Consider the following 13,754-nt stretch of genomic DNA (forward strand, 5'->3'; position numbering starts at 1 on the left):
CTTGGCCAATAAACCTGCTCCGTCGCGCCCGGCGCCGCGCCTCTATCTCGCGACGCCCGAGGTGGACGATCCGTCGCACCTCGTGTCCGGGCTTCCGGAGCTGCTCGCAGCGGCCGACGTCGCGGCCGTGCTGGTGCGGCTGAAACAGGCCGACCCGCGCAGCATGATCACCCGCGCGAAAGCGCTGGCGCCTGCGGTCCAGAACGCCGGCGCGGCGCTGCTGCTCGACGGTCACGCCGAGCTGGTGGCGCGCGCCGGTGCCGATGGCGCGCACCTGACCGGGCTAGCCGCGCTGGAAGATGCCTGGCCGTCGCTGAAGCCGGACCGCATTGCCGGCATCGGCGGCCTTGCTACGCGGCACGATTCGATGACGGCGGGCGAAGCCGGCGCCGATTATGTGCTGTTCGGCGAGCCGGACGCGAAAGGCCAGCGCCCCTCGATGGAAGCGATCGCCGAGCGCCTGCAATGGTGGGATGAGCTGTTCGAGCCGCCCTGCGTCGGCTTTGCCGTCACGTGCGAGGAGGCTGCTGAATTTGCCGCTGCCGGCGCTGATTTCGTCCTGGTCGGCGATTTCATCTGGGTCGATCCGCGCGGCGCAAAGGCGGCGCTGATCGAGGCCGCAGAGGCGATTCGCAAAGCGCACGAAACCGCGTTCGAAAAAGCCAAAGACAGCTCTGACATGGCCGGGCACGGATAACGCCGGAGATGAAGCTGCTGCGTCCCACATCGCTCCTTGCGGGCCTCTTGATGACGATGTCTGCCGCCTCCGCGCAGGTCTCGCTTACGCCACCGGCCGCGCAGCCGCCAGCCGCCCCGCCGGCGGCGAAAAAGGAAGCGCCGAAGCCGAAGGCCTCGCCCGCCGCGAAGCAGCACACAGCAGCGCCGAAGCAACCGGCCGCCGCGCCACGACCGGCGGCGACGCCGACGCCCTCCCCCTCGCCCTCGGCGGCGTTCGAGGACCCGAACGTCGATCTCGTCTACGGCGCCTATCAGCGCGGCATGTACAAGACGGCGTTCGATCTCGCCACCACGCGCGCGCAGTATAACTCCGACCCCAAGGCGATGACGATGCTGGGCGAGCTCTACGCCAACGGGCTCGGCGTCAAGCGCAACTATCCGAAGGCTGCGGAGTGGTATCAGCGCGCCGCCGATGCCGGCGACCGCGAGGGCATGTTCGCGCTCGCGATGATGCGACTATCCGGACGTGGCGGAAACAGCAATCGCGAGCAGGCCGTCAAGCTGCTCGCCTCCTCGGCCAAGCTCGGCAACCCGAAGGCGGCCTATAATCTGGCGCTGCTCTATCTCGACGGCAACACGCTGCCGCAGGATCTCGGGCGTGCCGCCGAACTGCTGCGTGTCGCGGCGGACGCCGGTAACGCCGAGGCACAATACGCGCTCGCCACCTTCTACAAGGAAGGCACCGGCGTGCCGAAGGACCTCGAACGGGCCGTGCGGCTCTTGCAGGCGGCGGCGCTGGCCGACAATGTCGATGCCGAGGTCGAATATGCCATCGCGCTGTTCAACGGCACCGGTACGCCGAAGAACCAGCCGGCCGCCGTCGCGCTCTTGCGCAAAGCTGCCCGGCAAAACAACGCGATCGCGCAAAATCGGCTGGCCTGGGTGTTGGTCTACGGTGCAGGCACATCGGTGGACAAGATCGAGGGCTTCAAATGGCATCTCGTCGCCAAGAGTGCCGGCAAGGGCGACCCCAAGCTGGACGAGATGCTTGCGGAACTGCCCCCCGCGGATCGCGCCAAGGTGCAGGAGGCGGCGGAGCGATGGACCGGCGCCGCCACCAGCAAATCACGCCTTGACGGCGGCACGTCAGCAGGGCACCCAGTCGCTAAACCCTGACGGCATCAGGCCGTTCCCTCTCACGCCATAAGCGGCTCCCCCTCATGCTCCACTCCGCCCTTATCAATGTCATGGTGAAGGCCGCGCGCCGCGCCGGCCGCAGCCTCAAGCGCGACCTCGGCGAGATCGAGCACCTGCAGGTGTCGCTGAAGGGCCCGGCGAACTTCGTCAGCAAGGCCGACAAGCGCGCCGAGGAAATGCTCTATGAAGATCTCGCCAAGGCGCGGCCGGGCTACGGCTTCATCGGCGAGGAAGGCGGCACGCGCGAAGGCGCCGACAAGACCCACACCTGGATCGTCGATCCCTTGGACGGCACCACCAACTTCCTGCACGGCATCCCGCAATTCGCGATCTCGATCGGTTTGCGGCGGGAAGACACCGTCATTGCCGGCGTGATCTACAACCCCGCCAATGACGAGCTCTATATCGCCGAGCGCGGCAAGGGCGCGTTCCTCAACGACCAGCGCCTGCGCGTCGCCGGCCGCCGCCGGCTCGATGAATGCGTCGTCGCCTGCGGCCTACCGCATATCGGCCGCGGCGACCATCAATTGGCATTGAAGGAAATGGCAGCCCTGCAAAACAAGGTCGCCGGCTTCCGCCGCTTCGGCGCCGCCTCCCTCGACCTTGCCTTCGTCGCCGCCGGCCGCATCGACGGCTACTGGGAACGCAATTTGTCGCCTTGGGACATCGCCGCGGGCCAGATCATGGTGCGCGAGGCCGGCGGCACGATTTCGGATATCGGCGGCAAGGATGATGCACTGTCGACCGGCCACGTGGTGTGCGGGAATGAGTTCGTGCATGGGGAATTGGTGCGGATATTGAAGCCGCTGGGGTAGCTCGCGCCACTCGCTCCGCTGTCGTCATCCGCGAAGGCGGATGATCCGGTACGCCGCGGCCAACATCGACTGTCACGGCGTACTGGATGCCCCGCCTTCGCGGGGCATGACAAGTCAGGACTTGGCCGGTGCCGGCGGCCCATGCGGCTCGCTCACAGCGGCCTGCTCGGCCACCTTCTCCCGGTCGCCCGCCAGCACGCGCTGCACGGAGACGAAGAACACCGGCACCATCAAGAGCGCCAAGATCACCACGGCGATCATGCCGCCCATGACGCTGGTGCCGAGCGCCTGCTGGCTGGCGCCGCCCGCGCCGGTCGCGATGGCCATCGGCAGCACGCCGCAGACGAAGGCCAAACCTGTCATCAGGATTGGGCGGAAACGAAGCGAGCAAGCCTCGAGGGTCGCTTCCAGCAGCGGCTTGCCCTGGGCGCGCAGATCCTTGGCGAACTCGATGATGAGGATGGCATCCTTAGCGGCAAGGCCGATGATGGTGATCAGGCCGACGGTGAAATAGACGTCGTTCGGCAGGCCGCGCATGGTCGCGGCGACCACCGCGCCGCAGACGCCGAGCGGCACCGTCAAGAGCACCGCGAGCGGGATGGTCCAGCTCTCATAGAGCGCGGCGAGCAGCAAAAACACCACCAGCACCGAGAGGCCGAGCAGGAACGGCGCCTGCGAGCCCGACAGCTTCTCCTGCAGCGATTGCCCGGTCCATTCATAGCCGAAGCCGCGCGGCAGCTTATTCGCGAGCCGCTCCATTTCCGCAATGGCGTTGCCTGAGGTGAAGCCAGGCTTGGCTTCGCCCGAAATGCGCACGGCGGGATAGTAGTTGAAGCCCGCGATTTGCGTCGGGCCCCTCTGCCACTGCACGGTGGCGAAGGCCGAGAACGGCACCAATTGGCCGCGGCTGTTCTTGACGTTGTAATTGAGAATGTCGTCCGCGTTCATGCGGCTGGTGCGATCCGCCTGGACGATGACGCGCTGCATCCGCCCGCGGTTCGGGAAGTCGTTGATGTAGTTCGAGCCGAGATTGGTCGAAATGGTCTGGTTGATGTCCTCGAAGGTGACGCCGAAGGCGCCCGCCTTCTCGCGGTCGATCAACAGATTGACCTGCGGCGCCGGCGGCAGGCCCTCGACATAGACCTTCTGCAGCACCGGGCTGGCATTGGCTTCGGCGATCAGCCGGTCGGCGGCGGCGACCAGCGCCGGATAGCCCTTCTGGCCGCGGTCCTGCAGGCGGAACGAGAAGCCGCTAGAATTGCCGAGATTGTCGATCGGCGGCGGCTGCAGCGCCGAAATCCGGGCGTCGCGGATCGACGACAGATCGCGGTTGATGTCGGCGACGATCGCGGCGGCGGAATCCTTCGGCCCGCGCTCCTTCCAGTCTTTCAGCGTGATGAAGGCCTGCGCGGTGTTCATGCCCTGGCCGAGGAAGCTGAAACCGGTGAGGAACGTGACGTCCTCGACGCCCTGGCGCTCGCGCAGGTATTTCTCGACCTGCTCGACTGCGGCCTCGGTGCGGGCATAGGACGAGTCGGACGGCGTCTGTACGTCGGTGGTGATAAAGCCCTGGTCGTCGACCGGCAGGAAGCCGCCCGGCAGGCGGACGAACGCCCAGCCGAGGCCGATCAGCAGCACGGCGTAGATCAGCATCAAGCGTCCGGTGCGCTTCAGCGAGCCCTTGACGGTGCGCGTATAGCCGCCGCGGCCGCTCTCCAGCACGCGGTTGAACCAGCCGAACACGCCCTTGCGTGCGTGGCCGTGACCGGCCTCGACCGGCTTGAGCAGCGTCGCGCACAGCGCCGGCGTCAGCGACAGCGCCATCAAGGCGGAGAAGGCGATCGCGGAAACCATGGTGACCGAGAACTGGCGGTAGATGATGCCGACCGATCCCGGGAAGAACGCCATCGGCACGAACACCGCCATCAAGACCAGCGTGATGCCAATGATGGCGCTGGTGATCTGCGACATCGCCTTGCGGGTCGCCTCCTTCGGCGGCAGACCCTCTTCGGCCATGATGCGCTCGACGTTCTCGACCACGACGATGGCGTCGTCGACGAGGATGCCGACCGCCAGCACCATGCCGAACATGGTCAGCATGTTGATCGAATAGCCGGCGGCCATCAGCGTCGCGCAGGTACCGAGCAGCGCCACCGGCACCACAATGGTCGGGATGATGGTGTAGCGGATGTTCTGCAGGAACAGGAACATCACGATGAAGACCAACACTACCGCTTCCACCAGCGTCATCAGCACCTTGTTGATCGAGGCCTTGACGACGGGCGTGATGTTGTAGGGGATGTCGTAGGAGATGTTGGCCGGAAAGAACTTCGACAGTTCCGTCATCTTGGCTTCGACGGCGCTGGCGGTCGCGAGCGCGTTGCCGGTCGGCGACAGCAGCACCGAAAGGCCCGCCGTCGGCTTGCCGTTCAGCCGCGTATTGAACTGGTAGCTGAGGCCGCCGATCTCGATGCGCGCGACGTCGCGCAGCCGCACCGTGGAGCCGTCAGCGTTGGCGCGCAGCGTGATCGCGCCGAATTCCTCCGGCGAGGAGAGCTGGCCCTTGACCAGCACGAGGGCAGAAATCTTCTGCTCCGGCGTGCTCGGCTCGGCGCCGACGCTGCCCGAGGCGACCTGCGCGTTCTGCGCCGTGATCGCCTTGTTGACGTCGTCGGCGGTGAGGCCGTAGCCGACCAGCTTTGCCGGATCGACCCAGATCCTGAGCGAGCGTTCGGTCGAATACAGCGTGGCGCGGCCGACGCCGGGAATACGCCTGATCTCGCCGAGCACGTTGCGGATCATGAAATCGCCGAGCCCGATTTCGTCGAGCGAGCCGTCGGTCGAGTTCAGCGTGATGATCTGCAGCACCGCGCTGGATGCTTCCTCGATCAGGATGCCCTGCTGGATCACGGCGCGCGGCAGCCGCGCCTCGACGCGCTTGATACGGTTCTGCACCTCCACCGACGCCGCGCCGGTCTCGGTGCCGGGCACGAAATTGGCGATGATTTCGACCTGCCCCAGCGAGTCGGAGGTCGATTCGAAATTGAGGATGCCGTTGGCGCCGTTGAGCTCCTCCTCGATCAGCCGCGTGACGCTGTTATAGAGGTTTTCCGGCGACGCGCCGGGATAGCTGGTCGAGATCGAGATCGAGGGCGGCGCGATGATCGGATATTGCGCGACCGCGAGCAGCGGGATCGAGATCGCGCCGATCAGGCAGATGAAAAGCGCGACGACCCAGGCGAAGATCGGCCTGTCGATGAAGAAGCTAGGCATCGATCAGCTCAGCGGGCGGCCTGGGTCGCCGGCGCACTCGATACCGAACCAACCGAGGCATCCGCGTCGATCCACGCCTTCGCCTTGACCTTGTCACCGGGAACGAATTTCTGGAACCCGTCGACCACGATACGGTCGCCGTCCTTCAGGCCTTCGCTGACCAGCCAGAGGCCGTCCTGCACCGCGCCGGTGCGGACCGGCTGCGTCGCGATACGGCCGTCATCCTTGACGACGAAGACTTCGCTGCCGCCGCCCGCGTCGCGCTGGATCGCCTGCTGCGGCACCGCGATGGCGTCGGAATCGATGCCCTGCTCGATCAGCACGCGGACATACATGCCGGGAAGCAGCTCGCGGTTCGGATTCGGGAACTGGCCGCGCAGCGTGACCTGCCCGGTATAGGCGTCCACTTTGGCTTCCGAGAATAGCAGCCTGCCGGAAATCGGATAGACCGTGCCGTCGTCGAGCACGAGGCGGACCTTGGCAGTATCAGGCGCAATCCGGTCGAGATCGCCGCTGTCGAAGGCGCGGCGCAGCTTGTGCATCTCGGAAACCGACTGGGTGAAGTCGGCGTAGATCGGGTCGAGTTGCTGGATGGTGGCGAGGCTGGTGGTCTCATTCTGCACCACCAGCGCGCCTTCGCTCACCAGCGCGGCGCCGACCACGCCGCTGATCGGCGCGCGGATCGTCGCATAATCGAGGTTGAGCTTGGCGCGCGCGACCTCGGCCTTACGGGCGCCGACTTCGGCCTCCGCCTGGCGCTGCGCAGCGATGGCCTTCTCGTTCTCCACCTCCGGCGCCGCGCGCTGGCTGGTCAGCGTCGCTATGCGCTTCGCATGTTGGGTCGCCAGATCAAGTGCAGCCACCGCCTTGTCGAGCGCAGCTTCGCTGGCCTGCAGTTCCACCTCAAACGGCTTCGGATCAATCCTGTAGAGCGGATCGCCAGCCTTCACTTCGGTGCCTTGCTGGAACAAGCGCTCCACGATGATGCCCGACACGCGGGCGCGGACCTCGGAAACCCGCGTGGGCGCAATACGCCCCGGCAGTTCACGAACGAGGGCACGCGACTGCGAACGTACGGTGAAGGTGCCGACTTCGGGTTCCGGCGGTTTGGCAGCGGCGGTTGCGCTTGCCGCGTGCGGTTCGTTGCAGCCAGCCAATAGCGGCGCCATCGCCGCCAACATCAAAACGATGCATGCCGATCGCGTTGGTAGTCCGGACATTGAAAGCATTGCCCCAGTTCAGGTTTGAAGCGCGAATTGAGCACTCGCGACGTTGTCGTAGAGAATCTTGGAACTCACGGTTGATGGCAGAGAGGATAGGTTGAGCCTGCTGCGATGCAATAGTTGGCGCGGCGGCCCAATGTCACACGACGCTATCGCGCTGAATTTGCGCTGATTTCGGAGGACTCACTCGATTGTGAGGCGGTTCCATCGCACGTTCCGCGGCGGAACCGAAAAATGAACGGTTGGAACGCGTCGTTTGGCTGCATTCAGATGCAGAAGATGCGCGTTGCTGCATCGACGGGCATGATTCGGTTAATCCGGATCTAACCGGTTGCCTTCAGGGCGCGGCCGATCCGAGGCGGCTCGCAATCCAAAGGGATCGGCAATTCGTTTAATGCCGCTCGGCTCGACGGTTGCGAACGGGAATTTGCCAGCATCGCAATCCGTCATGCGCTGCCGTCGCCATCACGTCGCGACATACGTGCCTCGACGCCATAACATTTGGCCTGTCGCGGCCTGATACACGATGGAGCGGGCGCCGCCTCCCAGAATCGGACCGCCCGGCGTTAACCATTTCTTCAGTCAAGGCATCCGACCGGCGGCCCGCGACGCCGTCATGAAAAATCCCGGTTGGACATCGAACAGTTCCCAAATACGTTGATGTCAAAGCCGGGTTTCGGGACGAGGTTTCCGCGTGGTCTGCCCGAAATGGCGGCTTGCCAGCTTTTTTATCCGGCCCGCTGTGCCATATTGGCCGCCAGCGCGGCCTTTCGTAACGGATGACACCCGCAAATGCCCTCAGGCCCCTCCTCCCGCTCCGACATGGAGATCGAACTGAGCAAACTGTCCTCACCCCGGATTTTCCTGGTGCGGATGCTGGTGTTCCTGGTGCTATGCGCGCTGATCACGGTCGTGCTCTACAAGCAGATCATCCTGGCGTTCTTTGCCAATCCCGGCCTCAATGCCCTGATCGGCGGGGTGCTCTTGATCGGCATCATCCTGTCGTTCCGGCAGGTAATCCGGCTCTATCCCGAAGTGTCCTGGGTCAACAATTTCCGGATCGCCGACCCCGGTTTGGCGATCGACCGGCGTCCGAAGCTGCTGGCGCCGATGGCGGCGATTCTCGGCGGCGAGCGGGCGGGACGGATGACGATCTCGCAGCAGACCATGCGGCATTTGCTGGATTCGATCGCGACGCGGCTGGACGAGGCCCGCGACATTTCCCGCTATATGACCGGCCTGCTCGTCTTTCTCGGCCTGCTCGGCACCTTCTGGGGCCTGATCGAGACGGTCGGTTCCGTCGGCAAGGTGATCGACGGCCTGAAGGTCGGCGGCGATGCCGCATCCGTGTTCGATACACTGAAAGAGGGGCTGGCGGCGCCGCTCGGCGGCATGGGCATTTCGTTCTCGTCCTCGCTGTTCGGCCTCGCCGGTTCGCTGATCCTCGGCTTCCTCGACCTGCAGTCGAGCCAGGCGCAGAACCGCTTCTATACCGATCTCGAAGATTGGCTCGCCTCCACGGTCCGTGAATACGGCGATGGGTCCGGCATGGGCGGCGAACTCCAGCATGCGATGGAGCGCATCCGCGCGGTGGTCGAAGAGGGCGGCGGCAGCCGCAGTACCACGGCGGCAATGGCCAATCTCGCCGAAGCCATCCAGGGCCTGGTCGCCCATATGCGCACCGAGCAGCAGATGATCCGCGAATGGGCCGACGGCCAGGGCGAGCAGAACCGCGAGATCAAGAAACTCCTGGAGCGGATCGCCAAGCAGCCCGAGAAGAGCTGAGGGGCAAATGTTCATGTCCCGGACGCGACGCAGCACGCCAGTGATGCGACGCAGAGCCGGGACCCATCGCGAGTAGGTCCCGGCTCTGCGGAGCAGCGTTTCACGCTGCACCGCGTCCGGGACACGAGATTGTCGGAGAATTCAACATGGCCCTCGCCCGCGCCCGCCGCAGTGAATCCGGTTTCAACTACTGGCCGGGCTTCGTCGACGCGCTCTCGACGCTCGTGCTGTCGATCGTATTCCTGCTGTCGGTGTTCCTGGTGGTGCAGTTCTTCCTGTCGCAGGAGGTCACCGGCAAGGACAAGGCGCTGGAGCAGCTCAACGCCAAGATCGCACAGCTCAACGATCTGTTATCGCTGGAGAAGCTCGGCAAGCTCGCGCTCGACGACCAGATCACGCAATTGCGCGCCGGCCTCGCCGCCGCGGAGGGCGAACGCGACCGCATCAAGGGGCTCTATGAGGGACTGTCCGGCGCCGGCGGCGACGCGCAAGGCCGCGCCAACGAGCTCACCAAGGCGCTCGAATCCGAAAAGAGCGTCAGCACGCGCGCGCTGGCTCAGATCGAGGTGCTGAACCAGCAGATCAGCGCGCTGCGCCGTCAGCTCGCGGCGCTCGAGGAAGCGCTGGAAGCTTCCGAGAAGCGCGACAAGGAATCGCAAGGGCGGATCGCCGATCTCGGCCAGCGTCTTAACGTCGCGCTGGCGCAGCGCGTGCAGGAATTGTCGCGCTACCGCTCGGAATTCTTCGGCCGCCTGCGCGCCATTCTCGGCAACCGTCCGGATGTCCGCATCGTCGGCGACCGCTTCGTGTTCCAGTCTGAAGTGTTCTTCGATAGCGGCCAGGCGCTGCTGCTGCCCGAGGGGCGCGCCGAGCTCGACAAGCTCGCCACCGCGCTGATCGATCTCGACAAGCAGATTCCGGCGGAGATCGCCTGGGTGCTGCGGGTCGACGGCCACACCGACATGCGGCCGATCAATTCGCCGCTGTTCAAGTCGAACTGGGAATTGTCGTCGGCGCGCGCCATCTCGGTGGTGCAGTACCTGATCTTCCTCGGCGTGCCCGCGCAGCGGCTGGTCGCCGCCGGCTTTGCCGAATTCCAGCCGCTCGACAACGCGCCCAACGAAGACGCCTACAAGCGCAACCGCCGCATCGAGCTGAAGCTGACGGAACGATAGTTAGCGAGGGATGATCCCGACGTCATGGCCGGGCTTGTCCCGGGCATGACGACATGCCCAATGCGGCAGCCGTCATACGCCGCGGATCAAAACCCCTACCGTCAGCACCACATAGGCGATCGCCAGCACGTCGAACACATGCGCCGGCGTGATGATCGGCATCGATACATGCGCGTAGCGCACGAGCAGCGCGCAGACTGCGAGAATGAACGAAACCAGGAAGATAGCGACCGAGGGAGGCGTCAGGGCAAAACCACCGCGGCGGAAGGGCATAACCGTCTCCTGTTGAGCTGACCTTTCAAAAGTATGGTCAGGCAACAACGAGGTGGCCCTTTCGGTTCCCGTCAATCGGCTACGCGCCCTCGAATTGCAGCCGCGCCAATCGCGCGTAGAGCCCGTTCGCTGCAACCAGCTCCGCATGCGTGCCCTGCTCGACGATCTTGCCCTGGTCCATCACCATGATGCGGTCGCACGACAGCACGGTCGCGAGGCGATGGGCGATCACCAGCGTGGTGCGGTGGCGCATCAACTCTTCCAGCGCGGTCTGCACCAGCGTCTCGCTTTCGGCATCGAGCGCGGAGGTGGCTTCGTCGAGCAGCAACAGCGGCGCATCGCGCAGGATGGCGCGGGCAATCGCGATGCGCTGGCGCTGGCCGCCCGACAGCGTCACGCCGCGCTCGCCGAGCTGCGCCTCGAAGCCGCCAGGCAGACGGCGCAGGAATTCGGTGGCATGCGCCAGATCGGCGGCGCGCTCGACTTCGGCATCCGTGGCATCCGGCCGGCCGAAGCGGATATTTTCGCGCGCGCTGGCCGCAAACACCACGCTATCCTGCGGCACCAGTGCGATGCGCGAGCGCACCTCGACCGGATCGGCCGATTTGACCGGCACGCCATCCAGCGAAATCGTGCCGCGCGCCGGATCGTAGAAGCGCAAGAGGAGATGAAACAACGTGCTCTTGCCGGCCCCCGAGGGCCCGACGATCGCGACCTTTTCGCCGGCCTTGACCGACAGCGAGACGTTGTCGACCACCAGCACGTCCGGCCGCGCCGGATAGGCAAAGCTGACCTTTTCAAAGCCGACATCGCCGCGCGCGGGCTTGGGCAGCACGACCGGCTGCGGCGGCGCGGTGATCTGCGATTTCACCCGAAGAATTTCGAACAGCCGCTCGGCTGCCCCTGACGCCGCCGAGACCTCGCCCCAGACCTCGCTGAGCTGGCCGAGGCCGGTGGCGGCAAACGCCGCGTACAGCACGAACTGGCCGAGCCGGCCCGGCGTGATCTGGCCGGTCAGCACGTCATGCGAGCCGACCCAGAGGATGGCGACGACGCTGGAAAACACGATGAAGATGATGATCAGCGTCAGCACCGCGCGCGCCCGCGTTGAGCTGCGCGCCGCCTCATAGGCCTGTTCGACCTCGCCGCCGAAGCGGTTCGTTGCCAGCCGCTCGCTGGTATAGGCCTGCACCGTCCTGATCGCACCGACTAGTTCGGAGGCGTAAGCGCTGGCATCCGCCAGCGTATCCTGCGCATTGCGCGACAGCCGCCGCACCCAGCGCCCAAATGCGACCAGCGGGATCACGATCACGGGGATAGCGAGCAGCACGAAGCCGGACAGTTTCGGGCTCGTGATCACCATCATGGCGGTGGCGCCGATGAACAGCATCATGTTGCGCAGCGCGATCGACACCGAGGCGCCGACCGCCGACTTGATCTGGGTCGTATCCGCCGTCAGCCGCGACACCAGTTCGCCCGAGCGCGCGGAATCGAAGAAGGCCGGCGACAGCGAGACCAGATGCGCGAACACATCGCGTCGGAGATCGGCGACGATGCGCTCGCCGATCGTCATGACGAGGTAATAGCGCGAGGCGCTGGCGGCGGCGAGCACCGCGACGACCGCGATCATGACGCTGAAATAGCTGTTGATCAGGGCGATGCCTTCGGGGCTGAAGCCGAAATCGATCATGCGGCGGACCGCGATCGGCACCACCAGCGTCGTGATCGCCGCAACCGTCAGCGAGACGAAGGCGAGCAGCGCGCGGCCACGGTAGCGCGCGACATAGGGCGCGAGGGCGAGTAGCGGGCGCAGCCTGGCGCGGGTCTTGGCCGGCGACTGCGTCAGCTGACCCTCGATGAACGCCTCTTCCTCGAGCAGGGCGTCGCGCGGCGGTGTGCCGCGGGGGGCTTCAATCTGTTCCACTGCGCTCATGAAATCCGACCCGTTTTTCCGCCCTCAGATAGGCCTCCGCGGCCCCCTCTGGCAAATCCGGGAGATTCCCAATCCGGGCATATACGTAGCTTGTTTTGGCGGGCGGCTTACGTTATAGAGCCGCCAAATCCCGTATACCCTGACATTTGAGATGGGCGCCGGCGCGCCGAAGGATATGCCATGAAAGCCGAAATTCATCCGAATTATCATACGATTACGGTCGTGATGACCGACGGGACCGAGTATCAGACCCGCTCCACCTGGGGCAAGGAAGGCGACAAGCTGAATCTCGATATCGACCCCAAGTCGCACCCGGCCTGGACCGGCGGCTCGCAGCAGATCCTCGACCGCGGCGGCCGCGTGTCGCGCTTCCAGAAGAAGTTTTCGGGCTTCCTCAAGAAGGACTGAGGGGTCTCGGACCGCTGTCCTCCTGTCCAGAAATACAAAACGCCCCGGTCAAGCCGGGGCGTTTTTGTTTGGGCTGTTTACAGCCGTCATTCCGGGCGCGAAGCGAACCCGGACTCTCGAGATTCCGGGTTCGATGCTTCGCATCGCCCCGGAATGACAGTGCGAGATTTTCGGCCCTACTGCTCGAACGCCGCCTTCAGGCGGTTGAGCTGCGGCACCAGCGGGTTGCCGATCGGCGCGCGTTCGGCTGGCGGTGCATGGATCGAGGTATCGAGCCGGCGGACCTTGGCCTGCAGGTTCATCGAGCGCATGATCAGGTCCTGCAATTGCTGCGGCAGTTTTTCGATCATGTCCTGCGGGCCGGGATCGGCAGCCGTAAGCTTGACCTTGGTCTTTTCCCGGTTGGCCTGGGTCAGCGTCATCTCGCCTTCCTTGACCGCGCGGTGCAGCAGCAGCCAGGACGCGAGCTGCATCAGGCGGGTGGTGAGGCGCATGCTTTCGGTTGCGTAAGTGAGACTGACAGAACGCTCGAGCGCCTTGGCCTCGGTGCGGCCCTCGCCGTCCAGATAGGCGGCGGTTTCCTCGACCAAATCCATGCCTTCCCTGAAGAGAGTTCCGAACGCCGCCGAATTAGTCAGTCGCTCGCTGAACATCACGAGCGCGGTTTCGCTTTGCGAACGCTCCGCCATGGTTAACGCCCTCACGCCACTATTTGCCCCAACCGGCTGTGAACCACCGGCTTATGATGAACAAATCATTGCTCGGGCGGGGTCGAGAGTCCAGCGGCAACCAAGTTTATGGTTTCCAGCGTATGGGGGCACAAAATAGCCGTGCTCAGCACAAAAAAGAGCCGCCGTTTCCGGCGGCTTTTGAAGTTGATAACAGGGAGGCGTCAAACAGAGTGGACAGGAGCCACTCGGTGTCCAAACGAGGACAGTGACAGTCATAATCGAGAAAGCTTAACGGGTCGTAAACGAGCGATTTTTTTTAGACT

General features: G+C 64.8%; 11 protein-coding genes. 6 read left to right on the plus strand and 5 right to left on the minus strand.

Translation table 11 applies throughout. The features are described 5' to 3' along the window. Window position 1: 1 nt before the first annotated feature. Genes QA643_RS35390 through QA643_RS35400 form a run of 3 tightly spaced genes read left to right on the plus strand, consistent with a single transcriptional unit; the run spans window position 2 to window position 2,690 of the window. Window positions 2-697, plus strand: a complete 696-nt coding sequence (locus tag QA643_RS35390; RefSeq protein WP_283030274.1) for a thiamine phosphate synthase — start codon at window positions 2-4, stop codon at window positions 695-697. An 8-nt stretch (window positions 698-705) separates the two neighbouring features. Continuing rightward, window positions 706-1,854: a tetratricopeptide repeat protein gene (locus tag QA643_RS35395; protein WP_283030275.1), complete on the plus strand. Its 1,149-nt coding sequence runs from the start codon at window positions 706-708 to the stop codon at window positions 1,852-1,854. A gap of 44 nt (window positions 1,855-1,898) precedes the next feature. Beyond that, entirely contained in the window at window positions 1,899-2,690 is a 792-nt protein-coding gene (locus QA643_RS35400; protein ID WP_283030276.1) for an inositol monophosphatase family protein, read from the plus strand. Between the two features lie 114 nt (window positions 2,691-2,804). On the opposite strand, the gene QA643_RS35405 is transcribed toward QA643_RS35400, so the two are convergent. Both QA643_RS35405 and QA643_RS35410 read right to left on the minus strand, forming a co-directional pair. Further along, the gene (locus tag QA643_RS35405; protein WP_283030277.1) at window positions 2,805-5,963 is read right to left on the minus strand and encodes a multidrug efflux RND transporter permease subunit; all 3,159 of its coding nucleotides are present in this window, start codon (window positions 5,961-5,963) and stop codon (window positions 2,805-2,807) included. A gap of 8 nt (window positions 5,964-5,971) precedes the next feature. Beyond that, entirely contained in the window at window positions 5,972-7,183 is a 1,212-nt protein-coding gene (locus QA643_RS35410) for an efflux RND transporter periplasmic adaptor subunit (RefSeq protein WP_283030278.1), read from the minus strand. Between the two features lie 795 nt (window positions 7,184-7,978). On the opposite strand from QA643_RS35410, the gene QA643_RS35415 reads away from it, so the two are divergent. Together QA643_RS35415 and QA643_RS35420 are read left to right on the plus strand one after the other, a co-directional pair. After that, the gene (locus QA643_RS35415) at window positions 7,979-8,971 is read left to right on the plus strand and encodes a flagellar motor protein MotA (protein ID WP_283030279.1); all 993 of its coding nucleotides are present in this window, start codon (window positions 7,979-7,981) and stop codon (window positions 8,969-8,971) included. A 146-nt stretch (window positions 8,972-9,117) separates the two neighbouring features. Next, window positions 9,118-10,146: a peptidoglycan -binding protein gene (locus tag QA643_RS35420; protein ID WP_283030280.1), complete on the plus strand. Its 1,029-nt coding sequence runs from the start codon at window positions 9,118-9,120 to the stop codon at window positions 10,144-10,146. Between the two features lie 72 nt (window positions 10,147-10,218). Here the strand turns inward: QA643_RS35420 and QA643_RS35425 are convergent, their stop codons facing one another. Further along, window positions 10,219-10,419 carry a hypothetical protein gene (locus QA643_RS35425; RefSeq protein WP_283030281.1) on the minus strand — a complete coding sequence of 67 codons (201 nt, stop codon included), beginning with the start codon at window positions 10,417-10,419 and terminating at the stop codon, window positions 10,219-10,221. Window positions 10,420-10,498: 79 nt separating this feature from the next. Beyond that, on the minus strand, window positions 10,499-12,352 hold the full coding sequence (locus tag QA643_RS35430; protein ID WP_283030282.1) for an ABC transporter ATP-binding protein/permease: 1,854 nt from the start codon (window positions 12,350-12,352) through the stop codon (window positions 10,499-10,501). A gap of 180 nt (window positions 12,353-12,532) precedes the next feature. On the opposite strand from QA643_RS35430, the gene rpmE reads away from it, so the two are divergent. Next, on the plus strand, window positions 12,533-12,760 hold the full coding sequence (rpmE, locus tag QA643_RS35435; RefSeq protein WP_057833964.1) for a 50S ribosomal protein L31: 228 nt from the start codon (window positions 12,533-12,535) through the stop codon (window positions 12,758-12,760). A gap of 176 nt (window positions 12,761-12,936) precedes the next feature. On the opposite strand, the gene QA643_RS35440 is transcribed toward rpmE, so the two are convergent. Then, window positions 12,937-13,449: a DUF1465 family protein gene (locus tag QA643_RS35440; protein ID WP_283030283.1), complete on the minus strand. Its 513-nt coding sequence runs from the start codon at window positions 13,447-13,449 to the stop codon at window positions 12,937-12,939. Between the last annotated feature and the right edge of the window lie 305 nt (window positions 13,450-13,754).

The sequence above is a fragment of the Bradyrhizobium sp. CB3481 genome, from assembly GCF_029714305.1.
GTDB lineage: Bacteria > Pseudomonadota > Alphaproteobacteria > Rhizobiales > Xanthobacteraceae > Bradyrhizobium.